Source organism: Alistipes finegoldii DSM 17242 (assembly GCF_000265365.1).
Classification (GTDB): Bacteria; Bacteroidota; Bacteroidia; order Bacteroidales; family Rikenellaceae; genus Alistipes; species Alistipes finegoldii.
In genome coordinates this window covers 597,442-616,794 of record NC_018011.1, presented here as the reverse complement: position 1 = coordinate 616,794, position 19,353 = coordinate 597,442, and the positions used below count along the sequence as shown (strand labels likewise).

Sequence of the window (19,353 nt, the reverse complement as noted above, 5' to 3'; positions counted from 1 at the left end):
GTGGTTACGAACAAGTAACGTAGCGACGTCTTGATTTGGCTTTTGCAAGGATTGTGGTGGCGTTGGAGAGAATCGGCAGCTTAAATGAAACCTCTGTAAATCAATTCTATTACTTCATTCTTCCGTATTCCACTTTTTTGTAGTAACTTTGTAACCACAAGGCCTATTATAACTGGAGTTGTTATTGTTGTGGTATTGATTTGGTGATAAGTGAATAGGTAAGTGTCTACTGCCACATAGGCAATTACCAATAATGCAAGAATAAAACTTATCCTCTTGGTCCGAATTTGAGTATTATTTGTCATCTGCTGCAAGTATTTGAAATGGTTATATGGCAAAGTTATGTGCTATATTCCAGATATATATATAATTAGTGATGACGAATCGCTCAATATTTGTAAAAAATAACGGTTAGAGTATGATTTTGGGTGAAAAATCATACTCTGACTGCAGAAATCGAGGACAAAGCAGCTGTCAGTCTTGCCGTGTCAGGGTGATTTTCTTGCTGGCTTCACGTTTGTTGGCATCCACGACTTTGATATACCTTTGAGTGGTGGTGATACTCTTGTGTGCCATGATGCTCTGTATGGTGCGGATGTCCGTCCCGGCAGCTGCTTGTAGCGTCGCAAATGTTCTACGATACGAGTGAAATGTTATGTTCTTGGTAATTCCGGCAGAACGAATCCATTCTTTCATCGGTATTTGCGTCCAACTGCGCATAAGCCCCTTGAATACCAAACCTTTCTTTTCAGAATTATAGCCAATCAATCCCAAAGCTTCTTCACTGATGGGAATGATGTCTTCCGCCTTGTTCTTTTGCGTAATGATGTGTACGCATTTCCCACCGGCAGAATAGTCCACGATGTCTTCCCAACATAGCGAGAGAATGTCACTGATGCGCAAGCTGGTCATACAGGAAAACAGCGATGCCGTTTTCAGAATAGGTTTCTTGCAAGGTGTCTCAGCCAATTTGTACAATTCCTCAACTGACAGGGCCTCTTTCATTACATCTTCTGTCTCTATCTTTTCCAAGAAATCATTGACATTGGTCTTTATCATCCCATTACGATAGAGTATTTTCAGGAAACCTCTGAAAGTAGACCAGTATCCTGATGCGGAGTTCCGTGTGATACGTCCGTTACGCCTTAGCTTCTTGGCACTCAGCAGATATTCCCGAAACTTGTTACAGAGGTCGATGTCAATCTCTTCAAAGGTGCATTTACCATGTACGAAGTTACTGAAATGCAGATAGACAAACTCCCATTTCTGGTCATGCTTACGGAGCTGCTTGCGATAATACTCCAGAAAGTCTGCCTTGAGTTTGTACTTGTCAAAGAAGTCATACCGTTCATTGACTACCGACTCGAACCTGCGGCAACGGATGGCTTCGGCTTTCTCGGTCATTACCTCGTTGAAATTCTGTTCACGTTTGTTTCTCGGATTGGCATAGATATAAATACCAAGCGATTCATGACGGATAACTTTCATTGTCTCTTTGTCTCGATACCCCGGATAATAATCCAGATAGAAAGACATCATCCTGCCTTTTAGCGGACGTGTCCTTAATGTCACGGTCTTGCATTCATGCATAATGTTATATTTTTATGGTTATTATTAATTCGTCGGCGAAACTCTATAATGTAATCATGCAGATTACCTACAGCAGGGATTAATTTTTGAATAATTTACGGATAGCCATAAATTAGACTATTTGCGGACACCCATTACCCGGTCAAATTCCACTTTCAGAAACCGAACGAACCTTCCATTCTTCTCCCGGTTGATCTGGTGGAATTGCAAAATACCGTAAACCGAATCACGAGAGAGTTTGAATTTCTCCATCGCCTCCTTGACGGTGTAGTATTCCGCCTTGCTCTCCTGTTCGGAACTCTTTGAGAGGTCGAAGTGGAGCTTGGAGTAGAATATCTGCCCATGCTCCTTCTTGGAGGGAATGTTGTTCCTATACACTTGTGAACGGATGGCGACACGTGTCATGCCGTACTTCTCCTGAATTTCTTCTGGTGTGTACCATTCGGTAAGGTCGGAATCTACCTCGTATTTGGCAAAGGCGGCATCGATATGTTTCTTGCTGTAATAGTTGAACTGGCGTATTCTCACTTTCGGCACTTTATGTTGCCGTGTGTAAGTCCACACCCATTTAGCGTTGACTTTGTATTTGTCTGCAATCTCTTCGGCTGTGTAATACTCGGAGATGTTGAAGTCCTCTTTGGGCACGACACGCTCGTAAGGTTTGGTTTTCATCATCAGTTCAATGTCAGCACGGCGGATGAGCGACTTCTTACCACTGATGCGTGAAGCACGAAGTTTGGATTCCTTTACCAATTTATATATGTACTGTCTGGTTACGCCCATTAACTTTGCTGCTTGGGCAAAAGAGAAGAAATCCTGTCCCTCGGCGGCTTGCCGAGGTTGCAATAATTCTTGCGACCGTTTCAACTGTCGCTTACGTTCCCGAATGCGTTCCTTGTAGCCAAGATTGGAACATTGGTGGCTACAATAACAAGTCGTTGTCTTTTGAGCGATGAATGGTTTTCCACACCATTGGCAAATCTTTCTTACTTCCATATTTTCCTTGTTTACATTGGTGGTAATTTCGCCTTATTTCTCCCGATTTTTGTCAACACATGTAAACCACTGTCAACACACGTCAACTAATGCGTCACTGTGACATTCGGGCTAACCGTGAATTTCTGTCGCGGTAGAAATATGATAGAAAAATATGGATAAAAACCGTTACTTCCAAATACGGACTGGAAAGTGTTAAAATAGAAAAGTCGCTGATATACAGCGACTTTATTCTAAATAATTATAGTTGGTTACGGCTGTTTACAAGCCATCACTTGCCGATGCAAAATCTATTACTTCTTTCTAAAATAGGTTGTAACTCACTATGATATATTGGCTTATTTGTAACCAATAAACGCCACTTCGGAGGCCGGGTAACAGACGGGTAACAGAATCGAATGAAAAACCCTCTCAACGCCCGATCTATCGGTCTGTCGAGAGGGGTATTCAACGCAACTGATACGGGGCTATCAGTACCGCAAAGATATTGAATTATTTGGATTTCTATTGCTTGGTGTAGATTATCGCATTCTCGGCCTCGGTCAAGCCATAATCCCACATTTTGAAAGAGGAGGCGTCGATGACCTTGATGTTGCGCTGATCTTCGCTGTTTACTACTTCGCCGTCCGTTCCGTATTCAAAGAATGAGATCGTCGGGATTGCTCCCTCATATTTTACGTCGATTGAGTAATAGCAGGTCGATGAGCCGCTGATCTCTTCAAATCGGGTGTCGGTTATGACGGCGGTTCCGTATGCTGTAAAATCCGGGAAAAGGATTACCGTCGGCTTGATCTCTTCCGGCTCGGAATAGGGCTGAAAGACGATGGTTTCCGTATAGGAACCGGCGGATGATAACTTATCCTCATGGAACCCGATATATCTGCCGTTCAAAGTCTGCCAAATCTGTTTGACGGTTTCGTTCATCTCCGGCTTTGGGGTATCGTCTTTGGAGCAAGCTGCGATGCAAAGGGATAGGAATAGAATAGATAAGAGTTTTTTCATAAGTATGATGGTTTTATGCTTTCAGAAAATAAACGGGAATAATCGGGAGCAGGGCTTTGTCCTCCTCGCTCATGCGGTCGTAATAGCGAATCCATAGGTCGATGAACTCGTCGATGTCGATCAGACGCAGGCAACGATGCCCGTTGCGGGCCTCTTTCTTGGATTCGCTGGTGAATGTCCCCGATGTAACCAGCAGGCCGACCTCACCCTCTTTCACGAGAACCCCCAGCAGACTGCGGACGACATCGACGGAGATTGCAGAGGTCGGATAATGCTTGACCTGTACTTTCAACTGCGGGGCGGTCGTGCCGAGCGGGTCTCGGTAGGCGATAATATCGACGCCGCCATCCTTGCCTTTCGGGGCGATGAACGGCGTGTAGTAACCCATTGCCCGCAACAGGGCGGCGACCAAATCCTGAAACTCGTAGGGGTTCTTTTTGATGATATACTCCCGAATGCCTTTCGATGCCTGACCTTGCAACATATCCAAATCATCGGGCTGATCCGCATTCTCCTCGATGACCGATACCGCGTGCTCTTTCTGTATCTTGGAAAACTTGCCGTGAAAATCGGCGAAGAACTCTCCGGCTCCGGCGGCAAGAGCTTTCGCACCCTCTTCCGTCAGATGCCAAATCCCGCTCTTTTTGACGAGATACCCGACCTTGCCTACCTCTATCGAATAGAAGTTGAGATACGCTTTCCAGCGGATGACACCGCTCTTGGTTTCCTCTTTCTCATAATCGGTCAGCGGGAACGATGATGCGAGGGTTTCGTATATATCCGAAATCCTCATTTCGCCGCCGTTGGCCTCGATTGCTTTCATGGCGGCAAATACGATCTCCGCCTGCCTTGTTGGTTTCTTTTCGCTCATGCTATCCGTAAATCAAACATTCGCTGCTGTTTCCGGATATGCACACAGAAAAGCGTGGGCGTTCCTGTCGGTTTAGAGGTATCGCCAAACACCTACGGACTAACAAGGAAATGCCCACGCATAACGCAGGCATTTACCATTGTTTTTTAAGTCCGTTGTGAAATTGGCGATTTCCTAAACCTTAAAAACAATAGCAAACGCTATAATATCAAAACTTTTTCAAAGGTACAAAAAGTTTCTGAAATTTGGAGCTATTATTATAATCGGCTGTATTGTTCGCCTTTGCGCCCTCAAATAAACCTCCGAATCAAGGGAAAAATCTTTTTACGGAGCAGTACGAGAATGATGATAATTGTCACCCAAAAACCGCGTATTTGCGTCTGTTGCCACCATGTCAATTTGCGCTCTACCTCGACGATCTTTTCAACCTCGACCTCCCGATCCCGATAAACGATGCTGTCCCGATATTCTATCGGCCGCTGCGTCGGTATTTCCCGATCGTCCGTCTTGTTTTCGAGCGAGTGGGATAGCGACCCGTCGGGGTTGATCCTTGCGTCCGATACCGCTGCCGAGGTTTCGAGGTGGCTCGAATCTTGGCGGACGGTCTGCTCGGTTCGCTCGGCCGGCAGTTGCACCCGTACCGTGTCGGGAATCCATATTGTGCGATGCCTGATCTCGACATGCAGGCTGTCCCGCGTCCCGGTCGAGGTCGTCAGATGTTTGCACGGGCAGCAGGCCGACAGCAAACCGATGATAAGGCACAAAATCAGCGTTCTCATACGATTTCGATTTGGATTGGTTCGCCCCGGTCGGAGGCCGTTTTGAGCATGTCATAGACCCGTCGGAATGTCGCCGTCGAGTTCAGCACCTTGCCGACCTCCTTGTTTTCGCCGACCAATATGCACCCCGCGCTATCCTCGGCGGTATTGCCGATATGGATCAGGATGCCGTCGAACTCCGGCACATTGAGCAGCCGAGGCAGGTAGCCGTCGCAGAATTTGTACTGCGCCCGATCCTTATACTTCGGGGATTGGACTTTCAGCGTGATGTCGTATGTCCCGTAGGGGATAGCGGTTGCGGCATACACTTTCTTTTCGCCATTGTCGAACCGCCCGTTTTTGTTCAGGTCTCGCACGGCATCTTCGATGGTGTCGCAGACCTTTTGCCCGTCGATGTAGAGCCAGCCGATGGTATAGGTCGGCTTCAATGCGATGCGTTTCAAAAGTAGTTTCATAGCCACGCGAAAATTTGAATGATGAAACCTCCGGCCATTGTATAGGCCAAGTCAAGCCAATCCCATCCTTTGTAGCGGTATTGGTCGAAAGCCTCTTTTGCCACCCCTGCGATGGCGGCGAATAAGACGCATATTTCAGCCGTATAGGGAATGACAAGGGCGAAAAAGGCTGCGATTACCGCACCTGCAATGAGGTGCAGGAGTTTGTCGGATGGAATACTCCCCAGCCATTTCAAGATGGCGGTCAGAATATTTTTGATAGTTTCCATGATGTTGTGATGTTAGTTGGATAATAGGGTTGCTACCTGAATACCGCACTTGCGAATAGCCTTGCCGACAGCGGAGGCGTCCATCTGTTTTTGTCCGCAAAATGATATGCCGATTGCTCCGAGCGGCTTTTCTCCTGCATATAGGGCGAGAATGGCGACCTCGTTCACGTTATTCGACTTGAACTTGAAATACATTCGTTCGTCGATCTCCTTGATCGTTTCGATAGCTCCCCAATAAAATCCGTCGTCAAAGACTTTCCCGATAAAAGGGTATTTCGATAGCTGAAAATCAGTATATTCATCATCGACGTTATTGATGCCGTCAGCGACCTCTTCGATTCGCATATCGCCGTATAGGAACGGTAATCCTGATGATAGGTTTTTGCTCCCATTATGCAGCTCTATGAGCCATGTACGGTCGGCATCGAGCGCATATAAGAGTTTGCGCAGCATCAGACGAATATCCGCATCTACCTGAATGCGCTTGGCTACCGATTCATCATGTTGCTCTGCTTGGATTGATTCGACTTTATCCAGCACATAGTGCGGATTGGTGATAGTAAGGATGACAAACCCCGTGAGGAGTAAAAGCAAAAGCACTCGCAGAAAGCGGAAGAACCCGTATTTTTCCTCCATTTTGAGCAGCTTTTCGAGCCACCCGATTCCCTTTTCGATTTTCTGTTCCATAATAGGTTTAGATTTATGACAAAAGTAGTGAATAATACCTAATAGGTACTATATGGGCGAAAATAATTTTACTCTTTCGTTGAATATCTGGTGAAATTCTTTAATACCCATCCTCCTTTGATATTGACAAAATCCATCATTTCGCCGGGGGACAATGCCCCGACTTGCGTATAGGAGCTTTTCGTCCCTTTAACCACCGTGCAAGGGTATCTGCTGGAATTATACAGCGAGCAGTTATAGCCGTCATAGTCGTCATTCGTCTCCATCAAAACACCGAATTGCGCTCCGGAGGTCAAGTCCATGTAGCAATTTTCCGAAACCTCCAAAACGGTTGTAAAGACCAATGGCGGACAATATGTCGGCACGTATATCGTCTTGTATGACCCGCTCGTTTCAAAGTAATTGGAAACGCATCGTCCGTCCTTATATACTCGGAACTTGGCTCGGTTGCCCTCCATTGCAGAGGGCGTTTTCGCGGTAAAGTCGATTCCGGTATTGCGTTGATAGGTTTCGCCCGTTGTGGATAATGCGAAAATTTGCGCCCCTACGATATTCGTTACAGTTCCTACGACAGAGCCTTTATTGTCGAAACAATTATCCCCATTGCTCGGCGTCGCGCTTTGGGTGTAGATATGGGTATAGCTATTGCTTGTCCATCCGTAATACTCTACATTCCCTTGCTGTGCTCCTGCGAATATCAACGGGTAGTCATCCTCGGAGGTCGGATTATAACCGCAAAGAGCCGCTATTACGTTTTTCAATGCGTCTCTCACTCCCACGAATCCCGAAAGGGCAACACCTCCGTCTATTTCGGTCGTTGCATCTTTGAAAGCCTCTTTGAGATAATCCAAATCTGTCCGTTCGAGGTCGGCAACATCTTTCAGGCTTCCATCCGAGGCGATGAATTTGATATTGCCTCCGATTTCTCCCAGCAGCAGGTCGAAATATGTTTTGCCGTCGGACGATACGATCTTATCCGTCGTAATCCGACCGGGCAGAATCTCCGAGAACCCGTAGAGCGAAACATAGCTTCGTTCGCCGTCGTATTCGCTGTTCAGAATGCCGACCAGCAGATGATAATACCCTGCGACATCGGTCATCTTGATCGCCCTGTCAGATAGGAGAAAATCGCCCTTTACGGTGGTGTCCGTGCGGCTGACTTTGGCATAGAGATAATATTTCTTTGCTCCGTTGTCGAGGTACGGCGAAAGGTATTCGTTCATCTCCCAAACCTTGTACTCCGAATCGGCATGAGAGGACGAGATCGTGCCGATGCCGAGCGTCATGTGCTGGATGAATCCGTGCGGGATATGCAACTGCTTCGCCGTGTTGTCGTAGGTGATACCGTCGCCTACCGCTGTGAGGTCGGTCTTGCTGGCGACGAACCGGAATTGCAGGCTCTCATCCCCGACGAGCATCATCATCGTCTGCACGGTCAGCGGATTGATAGAGTTCGTGAAGTTGTCGAGCATCGAATCTTCCAACATCGCCATCGTTTCCTTGACATCGCGGAACCGACGCTTGGTATAGCTTACGGCGTTGCGGATGCTGTTATCTGTCGCCACCTCGTTTTGGCCGATCTCCCGAAGTTGCGACGATACGCTCTTGCCTGAAACCGAGTTCGAGATTTCGAGGACGGGAGCATACGGCGAGGTGAGAAATTCCTTGATACCCGTGATGCGGATCGGAATGCCGTCGGGGGCGAACTGCTCATCGGTGAACAGAACATATCCGCCGACTTTCAGCCGCCCGCCGACACGGAGCCAATTCTTTTTCGCCCACAGCCCTTGCAGAGTGCCGGTAAAGGTGAATTTCTGATCTTCGTTCTCATAGAGTTTGCGGGCCGCTTCGCGGAACATATCCCATGATGCCCCAGTCTTATCCGTATTGTTACAGATATAGGAATCCGGCAGCATGATACCGAAAATGGCGTAGGTGTCGCCGACGGCGGGACTGAATGTTTCGTTCGGCATCGTAACCCCGTCGATTTCCTGCGGCACGAGTTCAAAGCGGCGTTCCGAGTGATTGTATTTGAACTCGAACTGCTTGTCGTCGCCCGCGAGCATCCCCTTTTGGAAGATGATCGTCGCCGTCTCGCCCTCGATGACATAATCGTTGAAATTCAGCTCTGCGGGGATGGAATTGTCGATGATGTCGTAGAAATTCTTTCCTGCGTCGATGCACTCGACCGCCGATACTGTTCCCACGCGCGAGGGGTATATCTCGGAGCAATCGAGGCTGTCCTCCTTGACTGCATCGGAAACTTTGTCGATGCGCTCGATGGAATATCCCTCTGCGTCGGATTGATAGATGCGGCCCTCATAAACGAGCGTCTGCGACTTCGGCAACAACAATTCCGCTGAGCCGTATTTTGAGCGGTCGATATTACGATCTCCGCCCTGAACATAGAGCCGTTTGATCGGCAATTCATCGCTCTGCGTGGTGCGCCCGACACCCGGCTCGAAGCCGTTACCCTTGCCGTATGCGAGCGGCAGGGGATCATCCTTGAAATACTCGACTTTATGCAATGAAATCGTATAGTCGTTGATTTCCCACTCGGTCTCGAATTTGTTTGCGACATCCTGCAATGCAGCATCGACGTAGGTGTGGTTGAACTCGACCGTCTGCTCCGCCGCATCGAGGCATTCGCCGACTTTCCAAACTCCGGCTCCGTCGCGCTGGTTGAGATTCCAAACGATAGCTTCGACGAGTTCGTGGGGCTTGGCGCACATCGACCATTTGAGGCGTTTATCGACGGGATTACGCATCTTATACAGGCTCATGTTGTCCTCCAATGTTCCGAGGGTAAGAGTGTATTCGATATTGCGGGTTCCGTTCTTCTTGATGTTTTCCGGCGATCCGAGTTTGTATTTCACGCCTTGATACTCGCACCATGCCCCGACGGGAATTTCGACAAATTCCGATAGGGAGAATTTCAGGACGAGTTGCGGCTTGGACATGAGGGAGCGATAGCGGTAGCTGCTATCGCTCTCCTGTACGTCCAATGTCGTGTTGTTGAAATGCAGGGTCAGCATGATCTGATTTTATTCGATGTTCAGCTCGGCGCAGTCTGCGTCGATTTGGGCTTTCAACGCGGCTCTCGCTGCGAGAAAGTCCTTGTACGAGGCGATCTTCGCCTTTGCCTCGTCGCTCGACTTGGAGCCGCCATATACGCCGAGATTGGCGGCGTTGTACTCGTTGATGAGCTTCTGCTCGTAGTTGGCATCCCACATTGCACGGATGACGGCCTCCGTGATCTTGTTGCTCGATACGGAAGCCCATACGATTACCTCATAGCAGGAATACTGCGTGCGCGAACTTTCGGCGGCGGGCTGATCTTCGCCCTCTGCCATGATCTGCTGCGGTGCGGCCTCTTCCTGAATATCCCAACGGTAGATGTAGCTTCCGTTGCCTACGGCCTCGAATTTAGACGGCCTTGCATCGTAATACGAACGTGTCATAGAATTGCGATTTAATGATGGTTTTTAACAAATGTTTTGAATTGGAGACTTTCGCCCATCCGTACCAACTGCATAGCTTCTGTTTGTAGTCTCTCGCGCTGATATTGAGTTTCTTATTCAGACGCGCGGCCATGCGGCAGAAATTCTGCTTGATGGATTTGCGCATGAGCGTTTGGTTGTGGTAGAATACGAATCCGACGAAATCGAGGCCGCGCCCGTGCTTGTCCGCCCGGTTCTCGGCAATCGGAAATATCTGCTCATTGCCTTTCAGTGTCAATTTCAAGGCCGCGAGATACTTCTTGATGTCGGCCAGCAGGATGTGCAGCTCCTCTTTCGTGGAGGCGAGAAATACCATGTCGTCGGCATATCTGAAATAGTTCCGCACCCGCTTCTCCTCCTTGATCCAATGATCGAAGTAGGCGAGCATCAGGTTTGCGAAGTATTGGCTCAAATAGTTGCCGATAGGCACGCCGTCGGTGCTGTCGATGATCGTATCGAGCAGGGCGAGCGTATCCTTGCATTTGATTTTGCGGCGGATGATGGTTTTCAATACGTCGTGGTCTATCGACGGGTAGAACTTCCGGATGTCGATTTTGAGGCAATATCGGGCGTTTTCCCGGTCTTTGATGGCCCGCTTGACATTCCGCATCGCTCCGTGAATCCCGCGGCCCTTGATGCAGCTATATGTGTCTTTTGTGAAGACCGAAACCCATATCGGTTCGAGGATATTCATGATTGCATGGTGCAGAATGCGGTCGGGGTAATACGGCAATCGAAATATGATCCTCTCTTTCGGCTCATAGATCGTGAACGTGCTGTATTCGGAGTTCTTGAATGTATGATTTTTCAGCGTTTCATGCAGGGCAAGGATATTCGCTTCACGGTTTTTGTCGTGAAGCAAGACGCCATACGAGCGGAGTTTCCCGCGCCTTGCCTTTTCATCGGCGAGGCGGAGGTTATCCAGCGATATGATCTTTTCGTATAAGTTTCCTATACGCTTCATTTCGACGCTTTGCTTTTCATATTCGGGGCGTTCGGCAGTTCGGGATGCCCGAAACCGCCTACTAACTCCTTTTTGAGGTGATATTTTTTGCCGAGAGGCAGGGTCGTTGCTCTCAAAATTTATGTTTTTACCTTTCTGAAAATCATTGGCGAGACCTGATATTCGCATTCGTATTCGAGGGCGTGTTATTCGAATTCGCATACGCAAAACCGGCATTCGAGCTGTTATTCGCATTACCGCTGAACAGGACACCGCAAGAGCAACCAACCTTTATACATCCATTACTCCAAATAGTACCGTGTTCCCGATGCCCGCATCGTTACCCGTCGCGGGAATTTGTCCATTTCCCGAATCTTGGCGAGGACATATTTGATTTCCCGCGAATTGGTGAAGAACTTGCGTGCATCGCGGTCGTGATCGTCCCGATTCATCTTGATCTTGACGAGCGTCCGATTCTCTCCGAACTTCGTTTTCACTCCCTCGATGTAGTCGCAGACCCAAAAGGTGAGGTTTATCAACTTCTGCTGCGTCGTTTCGGGGCAGTTGAAATGCTTGTTGGTTTCATCGGCGGGGATTTTCAGGAAATCCAGCGAGCCGTCATCCTCCATCGGATTGTGGTTATTCTCCATTGTCGTAGCGTTTAATTATTGGCCGAGCGTGTTTTCTGTGGCGTTATGCGGGGATAAAGCAAAGGCGAGACCAGATAAACGCAACCGTATCCGAGGGCGCGTTAGACGAATTCGCATACGCAAAACCGGCAGACGAGCCGTAATGCGCAGCACCGCCGAACAGGACAACTTTCTTGCGCTCCTCCTTGTCCATCTTGGCGATCTCCTCCTTGGTGTAGAGCCAAAACCACGGGAAGTAGCGGTATTCGTCCTCGGTGAACTGCGGTGTCCAACCCTCGTTGAGAGCGGCGGTAATGATGCGGAGTTTGAGGTAGGCTACGAGATCGGAGCTAATATCCGAATCGTCTTCGAGGAACAGATGCCGTTTGTGGTATTCTTTTACGAGCGGATGGTGCTCGCCGAGTTCCTTGAATGCGTCATCAAAGGTCTTGATGCGCTCCATGATGTTTTTCGGGCGGAACATCTCCTTGCCGAAGAGATTTTCGAGCATCTTCTTGTTATCGGCATTGCCTTTCTTGTAGGCATCGAGCAGGTTGTTTTTCTCGATGTAAATATTGTTTCCGTTCATTTTCAGTATGTTTTTTAATTCGTCTTGCGTAAAACATTTCGCGCATTCCATGATGAAGTGCGACAGATGCGCTTTGTCGCACCAATATCCGAGGCGGTTGCAGTCTGCGATATTCCTGACATCACGGTAAATCGTGAGTTCGACGAATATCTGTCCCTCTTCCTCCTTGCGGGTCTTGTCCTGCTTTACTATCAGCATTGCATTCGATTTTTTAATCACTCATATCGACATGGTGTACATTCTTGCATTGATCGCAGATATATACCACATCGTTACACCGATACAGGTATTTGGAATTATCGAACTTCCGCCGGATATGCCCGGCTTCCCTACATTTTTTTAGTTCGGAAGCATTAAAATCGAGTTGCCATCCGAGGTCAGTATATCCCTTTGGCAAGACGAATTTGTTTCCGTTAGGGTTTGGTATTTTTTTCATTCTCAATTTTCTTTAATCGTGGAATAATCCTTTTTGTCAGTCTTACGGCATTGATGAGCCGCGTATTTCCGCTGTCTATCTGCACGTTTTCGAGTATCTGCGGCAGGTAGCGGATCAGCGTTGAAACTATATCGTTCGGCACGGGTCGCATATCAGTAGGGCATTTTATCGAGATTGACCTCCAATCCTGCACGGGCGATATATGCCGGTTTTCCGGCGATTTGCCGAACTTCTTCGGCGAATCCTTTGGCATTGCTGTTGCCGTCGGAGAGATGCAGTAAAATCACCTCATTTGCCGCCGATAGGTCGGTCGTCCGCAAAATCTCTTTCGTCGTCTGCAATTCCATGTGCGAACCCAGCAGCCGTCCCCGCATGGCGGGAGGCATCCGCCCACTGTCGATATTGCGCTGCAAGATTGCATCGGAGTAGTTCGCCTCGATCATGATGTGATTCAGGTTCGGCAGCCGGTATTCCAGCATCATCGTATCGGTGATGAAAAGCAGGCGTCCCATCTCCTGATGCTCGATGACGAACCCGACGCACGGCACATCGTGGACGACCGGCAGTACGAAGACCTTGAAGCCTCCCACTTTGTAGCCGTGCATCGGTTCGATTATCTTGCAGAATACGCGATTTCTCGGATTGGCGGCGTCGAATACATCGGCGAGAGCCAGTACGCGGATGCCGCAGGTGAGAAAGTCGTTCAACGACCTTGCATGATCTTCGTGTCGGTGAGATACGAGGCATCCTACCACCTTGCCGAGCTGCCAGCCGAGACCCTTTTTGATGTCGCGCATCGGTATTCCCGCCTCGACGATCAAAGTTTCATCGGCCGCTTCGAGGATGTAGCAGTTGCCCCGTGATGAACTCCCCAAACATTTCAAGATCATACTCTCGTGCCGTCAGATCAGTATTCAGGTGCAGGAGCGGGTGCGGCCTGCTCCGATCCGGTTTCCTTGACTTCCCCCGTTTCCGTATCGACCTCCTCGTATTCCGTTGCCGAGAGATCGACCGTCTGCGCTGCGGCATTATCGAGCGTGTCGTTGCGGTTCGACATGGCCTCATCCTCGACATCGTGAGCCATCGCGTTCTGCATCTCGACGGAGAGATAGCCGTATTTCGACAGCAGGCGGCGAATCACCGTTTTCAGAGCCATGTCGTTGAAGTTGCCCTCCCATCCGACTTTCTTGCCGATGATGCCGTCGTTGGCTTTGGCGATGAGCTGCGCGACGGTCGTTTCTTTCTTCACGGAGGGAGAATACCGCTTGGCGTAGGCGGCCATATCCTCGACGGTTACATAGAGCGTCTTGGAAAAGCCGTTGAGCAGCTCGAAATAGCAGAAGTAGCCGATGATCTTGTCGGAGGTCTTTTCGCCGTCGAAAGCGATCTCTCCCGTGAGCTTGTTCACCTTGAGGACTTCGCCCTCATAGACTACATCGGCATTGATCGTCCGGTACTGCCCCGTTCGCATGGCGAGCTGGATATAGCCCTTGTAGCCGGGGATGAACGTCGGCGTCGGAACTTTGATCCATTCCTCGCGTCCGGTCTGCTCGTTGGTTACTTTTACCGAGTTGTTGTAAACCACGATGTAGGCGAAACCGAGGGCCTTGTTCAGAGGTAGGCGGAGGGTTGCCGCGCGGAGTGCTTCGATGATGATTGCCGAGGGCTTGCAGGTCTGCAAGGATTTGTCGCCCGTATAGAGGTCGATGAGCGATGCGACGAACGTATCCTTGTGCTCGCCGAGGGCGTTCTTGAACTGCTCCTGTATTGACGGAGCATTGATTGTTGCTTTGAGCAGATCGACGGGGCGATCCTGCTTTGCGATTGCTTGATTCATTGTAAGGTTGATTTTGAATGTTAATTTTCTGCGAGTTTTTTAAGAGCGGCGAGTTTTGCACTGAGAGACACGACTTCTGCCATGTTGGGCCGTTCGATGAATGCGGCCATGCTTTCGATTAGCCTTTTGCCGCTTCCCATGATCGCTATACATTGGGCCGTCATGTCGCTGTCTTGCGGCTTCTCGTTTACGAGGAGGATGCAAGACCTCTCATTGCCCCCCCCCTCCTGCATCAGCGTTTCGATCTCTTTTACCATCTCCTCCACGCGGAGGATAAATGCGCTTTTCTGTTCTTCGGTTTTCATAATTGCGTTGAATTTTAAGTGAATGATTATTAGTCGAAAAGGCTCTTCGGTTGAGCCGGATTTCCGTTGTGCTTGATGACGAGCTTGTCGTCGAGCGATACGAACAGGCGGATAACCTGCGATTGTGTCGGATGCAGGGTATTGACGCTTTCCGAACCATCGGCGAAAATCGGGGCGGAAATGCCCTCGAAACGGCATATCGCGTTGATGATGTCGATACCCGCGTTGAATTGCCCTGCGGTATTGGCATCGGAGAACGGCACGCCGTTCACCATTGCTTCGCACGTTTCCACTTCACCTCCGTTGATCTGTGTCTCGAAGAGGCGGAACTTCACGAAGTCGAACAGCCCGTTGATCTTGCTTTCGATGGCCTCCGTGCGGGCTTTCGAGAAAGCTGCCATCGTGAACTCGATACCCTCCAACTGCGCGAGTTCTTCCGACTGCATCCGGAGAGACTTTTCGAGTTCGGCGATGCGCTGGTTATTCTTCTCGATCTGTTCGCGCTTCATCAGCCGCGATTTGAGCGCGTCGATTCCGACGGTAAGAGAATCGCGTCCCTCGCGTAAAAAATCATCCTCTGTGGCGGCTATGGGCTGCGAAACTTCCTTTTCGAGTTCTGCGATCTGTTCTCCGAGTGCTATATACTCGGTGTTGGCCGCGATGGTCGGGGTGGCGTCGGGTTCGATGAGTTTTGCCGTGAGGATGCCGCTCATTTCGATTTCGGAGATGATAGATACCTGCTCGGCGATCTTTTCCTCGATTTCGCTGATATATTGATTCACCTCCTCCATGCGGAGTTTGTTCTCCTTGCCGCGACGATTGTTCTCTTCGAGGTCGGCGGCATTCCGGCGATTGAAGTTCTCGGTAATCTCCTGCTGGCGGCTCTCGATCTCCTCGATCTCGAAACGGCGCTTGCAGGTCGGGCAAATAAACTCGTTCTCATCGAATACGAGCTTGCGGGCATTGATTGATTGCCATTGCTTGATAAGCTCGGCGCGGCGATCGGTGCATACCTCTACCTCTCGGCGGGCATTGGCGAGGTCGCGCTCGGCGGCGGCTTTGTCGCGCTTCGCCCGCTCCAAATCCTCGGCAGCGGCCCGCTGCTTGGCCTTGTCGGAACGGTAGAGGGCCTGTACTTCGTCCTTGATTTTGAGTTCGAGGGCCAGCCGTTCGTTTTTCAGGTCGCTGATTTTGCGCACCGTTGCAAGCCGTTCCTCATTCGCGGCGGCATAGGCTTTCGATGCGTCGTTAATCTGTTCCTCGACCTTTGCGAGTGCCTCTTGTTTTTGGCGGAGTTCTTCTTCGAGGGCCGCCCAATCCTCCGCCTCCGGCACATCGCGGCGGCGTTCGTCGATACGTTCGGGGATGGCCTCGATTTCGGTTTTCAGACGGCGTTTTTTCGCGGCGATCTCTTTCTTGTATTCCTCCATCGTCTTACCCGTGAGCGAGGCAAGGAGGGCCGCAAAATCGGCATTTCCGGCGGCTATCTCCTCGTCGGTGATACCTCCGGCCATACGGAAGAGCATCGACCGCTGCGTATCTACCGACTGCGATGTGAAGTAGAGGGGATTGGTGATGAACTTGAATACCTGTTCGGGACAGATGGCGGCGATCTTCTCGTTCCACTCCTTGACCGAGCAGGGTACGTTGTTGTAGAGGCGTTCCTCTTCATGTCCGACGAACTCCTCGACCGCCGAGCCGCGTTTCTTCGTCCATTTTTCATTGAACCGACGGCAGAGGGTTACGACCTCGCCATCGACCAGCAGGACGGCCGATACCTCGTGCGGGAGTTTCGGGATGATGTTTCCGGCCTCGTCGTAGGTCTTGATGCCGAACTGTTTTCTGTCCTCGCTGTTCTTGCCGAACAGGAGCCATGTGAACCCGTCGAAGATCGAAGTTTTGCCGATGCCGTTGCGCCCGTAAATCTCCGTGAGCGCGGGGTCGAACTCGACCGTCAGATTACGCAGTCCCTTGAAATTGAGGAGCCTGATTTCTTTAATGATTACCGTTTTCATTTGCGTTGAATTGAATGTTTACTGAATACTCTCGATGTAATATTGAGCGACCCTTTTCCCCGTCGTCGTCTCAACCCTCGTCGCTTTGAATTTGATTTCGGGATGGCTTTTCCGCAGGTCGCTGATGCGCGATGCGAGCCTCATGCACCCGAAGAGCCGCAATGCTTCGAGGCTCGTGATCCGGCTGCCGTTCAGCAAGTAGGCGAGTATGCGCTTGCATTGGCTTTCGGATTCCTGAATATTAGGGTTGTCGTTCATATCTCTGCTATTTATGCGTTACGGCGTAGGTCGTGCCCCTGCTGCGGATTTCATCGTCGGTCGGGACGCGGGATTGAAGCTGCCATGCTTCGATCTCCTTTTTCCTGAAATAGATTTTGTTGCCCTGCTTGTAGTGCGGAATCTTCTTTGCACTCGTCAAATGCCGCACGCGGCTTTCGGATATGCCGAGCAACAGGGCGATCTCCGAGGTATTGAGCACCTCTTTCGAACCGAGAAGTAGAAGCCGCTCGATACGTTCCAATCTTTCCTCTACTCCCATGTGTCGTCCTCCTCCTGCATCGTTTTCGACATTTCGGGAATCAGCCCGCGAGCGTCCCAATAGTCGCACATCCGAAAGATGAGATACCAAGCCCCGAATCCGATGATCTTCGGGATTATCAGGGCGAGCAGCCATGCTCCGAGCGGTTGGTCGTCTATGGGGACGGAGAATGTCCCGATAACGGCGATCATACCGACGACCATCAGAACGTAGTATCGCCAATTCAGCAGAGCTTTCATATTTCATTGGATTGCACCTCCGATTTTGGGAAGAGGCCGTTTATATTCAGGTTGTAGCGACGGGCTATGATACTCTGCGTCAGCTCGTCGGGGACTTGCCGACCGCAGAGCCACATCTTGACCGTATTCTCGGAACGATGCGTGAGCGCAGCGATCTCGGCGATGAAATTCTGCGCGGGCGTCGGCTTCTTTTTCTGCTCCGCATAGAGGTCGAAAAATGATTTTTTCTCTGTTCTGCTCATATTTCGTCGATAATTATTCACTTGTTAGGTACTATTTTTATATATTTGCACCCGACGGATTTTATTGATGCGTCAATATCTTCCCGTATTGCAAGGGCAAAGATAAATACTTTTGTTTGGATAACCAACATATTTCTTTGTTTTCTGCAAAGAAAAATATTTGGCATAGATTGGGATTTGCGTTTGAATAAGAATAACATTGTGATATACAAACATATATGACAGGACAGAAGATAAAGGACATACTTCGCTCGGAGGGCATCACAATTGCGGATGTTGCGCGGATGCTCGGACATAATGGGGATCAACGTCTGCATAGTGCCCTGAAATCCGAGGATGTCAAAAGTGGGTTGATCGAGGATATTGCCCGTGTTACCAACAAAAGTGTTTGTTATTTCTATGAGGGTAGCGGGAATACGGTAGCGACGGATCACGGTATCGCGGTATCGGGTGATTCGAATCAGATCAATGCGCTGTCGGAGAAATTCATCGCCCTGCTCGAAAAAAAGGACGAGCAGATGGATCGGCTCATCGGGATTATAGAAAAGAATAATAAATAGAGGTCGGATATATGAAAACAGAAGAGATAAAGGAGTTGTTCGAGCAGTTCGAATCTATCGCCAATGAGTATGAGGGGATCGAATGTTGGAGTGCGCGAGAACTTTGCGGGCTTCTCGGCTATTCGAAGTGGGAAAAATTCTACAATGTAATCGAAAAGGCGCGGGATGCGTGTGTAAACGCAGGAGAGCATGTCGAGGATCATTTTCCCCGCGTCGGGAAAATGATCGAACTTGCCAAAGGTGCGCAGCGCGAGATTGATGATTATATGCTGACCCGCTATGCCTGCTACCTGATTGCGCAGAACGGCGATCCCCGCAAGCCGCAGATCGCATTTGCACAAAACTATTTCGCTGTGCAGACCCGTAGAGCGGAGTTGGTGCAGCAGAGAATCCTCGATTACGAACGGGTGCAGGCTCGCGCGAAGCTGGCAGAAACCGAAAAACGACTGTCAGGCGTCCTGTATGAGCGCGGCGTCGATAGCCGGGGTTTTGCGATTATCCGGTCGAAAGGGGATAGGGCTTTGTTCCATCTTGATACAGCATTGGTAAAGCGCAAACTCGGTGCACCCGATTCCCGTCCGCTGGCCGACTTTCTGCCGACGATCGGTATCAAAGCGAAAGATTTTGCCGCCGAAATGACCTCTGTAAATGCCGAGCAGAAGAATTTGCACGGACAGATGGCGATAGAAAAGGAGCATGTCGATAACAACGTCGCCGTCCGCAATATGCTTTTGAGCCGGGGTATCGTCCCCGAACAGCTCCCTGCGGGCGAAGATGTGAAGAAAGTCGAACGACGGCTTAAATCGGAGGAAAAGACGCTAATCAAGGGGAAGAAGAAATGAGCCGCAGACGGGTTTACAGCGACAATACG

At 49.7% G+C, this 19,353-nt stretch carries 23 protein-coding genes; 2 read left to right on the top strand and 21 right to left on the bottom strand.

Features of this window, described 5'->3' with window-relative positions:
- Positions 1–474: 474 nt before the first annotated feature.
- The 21 genes from ALFI_RS02695 to ALFI_RS02595 form a co-directional block, all read right to left on the bottom strand.
- Positions 475–1,590: a tyrosine-type recombinase/integrase gene (locus tag ALFI_RS02695; RefSeq protein ID WP_014774667.1), complete on the bottom strand. Its 1,116-nt coding sequence runs from the start codon at positions 1,588–1,590 to the stop codon at positions 475–477.
- Positions 1,591–1,707: 117 nt separating this feature from the next.
- Positions 1,708–2,586, bottom strand: coding sequence for a helix-turn-helix domain-containing protein (locus ALFI_RS02690; RefSeq protein ID WP_014774666.1), 879 nt, complete (start codon positions 2,584–2,586; stop codon positions 1,708–1,710).
- A 504-nt stretch (positions 2,587–3,090) separates the two neighbouring features.
- A complete protein-coding gene (locus tag ALFI_RS02685) occupies positions 3,091–3,588 on the bottom strand; it encodes a hypothetical protein (RefSeq protein ID WP_004328664.1) in 498 nt (165 codons plus the stop codon).
- Between the two features lie 13 nt (positions 3,589–3,601).
- Complete coding sequence (locus tag ALFI_RS02680; RefSeq protein ID WP_004328665.1) at positions 3,602–4,459, bottom strand: restriction endonuclease; 858 nt, start codon at positions 4,457–4,459, stop codon at positions 3,602–3,604.
- Between the two features lie 290 nt (positions 4,460–4,749).
- Positions 4,750–5,238 (bottom strand): hypothetical protein, encoded by a 489-nt coding sequence (locus tag ALFI_RS02675; RefSeq protein ID WP_004328666.1) that lies wholly within the window; start codon positions 5,236–5,238, stop codon positions 4,750–4,752.
- A complete protein-coding gene (locus tag ALFI_RS02670; RefSeq protein ID WP_014774665.1) occupies positions 5,235–5,693 on the bottom strand; it encodes a DUF5675 family protein in 459 nt (152 codons plus the stop codon). Before ALFI_RS02670 ends, ALFI_RS02675 begins: the two co-directional genes overlap by 4 nt.
- Positions 5,690–5,962 (bottom strand): YfiM family lipoprotein, encoded by a 273-nt coding sequence (locus tag ALFI_RS02665; RefSeq protein WP_004328668.1) that lies wholly within the window; start codon positions 5,960–5,962, stop codon positions 5,690–5,692. The genes ALFI_RS02670 and ALFI_RS02665 overlap by 4 nt, the downstream gene beginning before the upstream one ends.
- Positions 5,963–5,974: 12 nt before the next feature.
- The gene (locus ALFI_RS02660; protein WP_004328669.1) at positions 5,975–6,649 is read right to left on the bottom strand and encodes a hypothetical protein; all 675 of its coding nucleotides are present in this window, start codon (positions 6,647–6,649) and stop codon (positions 5,975–5,977) included.
- A gap of 68 nt (positions 6,650–6,717) precedes the next feature.
- On the bottom strand, positions 6,718–9,684 hold the full coding sequence (locus tag ALFI_RS02655) for a hypothetical protein (protein ID WP_004328670.1): 2,967 nt from the start codon (positions 9,682–9,684) through the stop codon (positions 6,718–6,720).
- Between the two features lie 9 nt (positions 9,685–9,693).
- The gene (locus tag ALFI_RS02650) at positions 9,694–10,110 is read right to left on the bottom strand and encodes a hypothetical protein (protein ID WP_004328671.1); all 417 of its coding nucleotides are present in this window, start codon (positions 10,108–10,110) and stop codon (positions 9,694–9,696) included.
- Positions 10,076–11,113: an RNA-directed DNA polymerase gene (locus ALFI_RS02645; protein ID WP_014774664.1), complete on the bottom strand. Its 1,038-nt coding sequence runs from the start codon at positions 11,111–11,113 to the stop codon at positions 10,076–10,078. The genes ALFI_RS02650 and ALFI_RS02645 overlap by 35 nt, the downstream gene beginning before the upstream one ends.
- Before the next feature lie 281 nt (positions 11,114–11,394).
- Positions 11,395–11,742, bottom strand: coding sequence for a hypothetical protein (locus ALFI_RS02640; protein WP_004328673.1), 348 nt, complete (start codon positions 11,740–11,742; stop codon positions 11,395–11,397).
- 43 nt (positions 11,743–11,785) lie between these two features.
- On the bottom strand, positions 11,786–12,508 hold the full coding sequence (locus ALFI_RS16155; RefSeq protein ID WP_014774663.1) for an SWIB-MDM2 domain-containing protein: 723 nt from the start codon (positions 12,506–12,508) through the stop codon (positions 11,786–11,788).
- A 390-nt stretch (positions 12,509–12,898) separates the two neighbouring features.
- Entirely contained in the window at positions 12,899–13,636 is a 738-nt protein-coding gene (locus tag ALFI_RS02630) for an MBL fold metallo-hydrolase (RefSeq protein ID WP_004328741.1), read from the bottom strand.
- A 17-nt stretch (positions 13,637–13,653) separates the two neighbouring features.
- Positions 13,654–14,595, bottom strand: coding sequence for a recombinase RecT (locus ALFI_RS02625; protein WP_276324466.1), 942 nt, complete (start codon positions 14,593–14,595; stop codon positions 13,654–13,656).
- Positions 14,596–14,603: 8 nt separating this feature from the next.
- Entirely contained in the window at positions 14,604–14,888 is a 285-nt protein-coding gene (locus tag ALFI_RS02620) for a hypothetical protein (protein ID WP_004328744.1), read from the bottom strand.
- Between the two features lie 29 nt (positions 14,889–14,917).
- Complete coding sequence (locus ALFI_RS02615) at positions 14,918–16,903, bottom strand: AAA family ATPase (protein WP_004328745.1); 1,986 nt, start codon at positions 16,901–16,903, stop codon at positions 14,918–14,920.
- Between the two features lie 18 nt (positions 16,904–16,921).
- A complete protein-coding gene (locus ALFI_RS02610; protein WP_004328746.1) occupies positions 16,922–17,161 on the bottom strand; it encodes a helix-turn-helix domain-containing protein in 240 nt (79 codons plus the stop codon).
- A gap of 7 nt (positions 17,162–17,168) precedes the next feature.
- Entirely contained in the window at positions 17,169–17,441 is a 273-nt protein-coding gene (locus ALFI_RS02605; RefSeq protein WP_004328747.1) for a helix-turn-helix domain-containing protein, read from the bottom strand.
- The gene (locus tag ALFI_RS02600) at positions 17,432–17,680 is read right to left on the bottom strand and encodes a hypothetical protein (protein ID WP_004328748.1); all 249 of its coding nucleotides are present in this window, start codon (positions 17,678–17,680) and stop codon (positions 17,432–17,434) included. The genes ALFI_RS02605 and ALFI_RS02600 overlap by 10 nt, the downstream gene beginning before the upstream one ends.
- Positions 17,677–17,922, bottom strand: coding sequence for a hypothetical protein (locus ALFI_RS02595; protein WP_004328749.1), 246 nt, complete (start codon positions 17,920–17,922; stop codon positions 17,677–17,679). The genes ALFI_RS02600 and ALFI_RS02595 overlap by 4 nt, the downstream gene beginning before the upstream one ends.
- Before the next feature lie 218 nt (positions 17,923–18,140).
- Between ALFI_RS02595 and ALFI_RS02590 the strand changes: the two genes are divergently transcribed.
- Together ALFI_RS02590 and dinD are read left to right on the top strand one after the other, a co-directional pair.
- Positions 18,141–18,482 (top strand): hypothetical protein, encoded by a 342-nt coding sequence (locus tag ALFI_RS02590; protein ID WP_004328751.1) that lies wholly within the window; start codon positions 18,141–18,143, stop codon positions 18,480–18,482.
- 11 nt (positions 18,483–18,493) lie between these two features.
- Positions 18,494–19,324: a DNA damage-inducible protein D gene (gene dinD, locus ALFI_RS02585; RefSeq protein ID WP_004328752.1), complete on the top strand. Its 831-nt coding sequence runs from the start codon at positions 18,494–18,496 to the stop codon at positions 19,322–19,324.
- Positions 19,325–19,353: the final 29 nt, after the last annotated feature.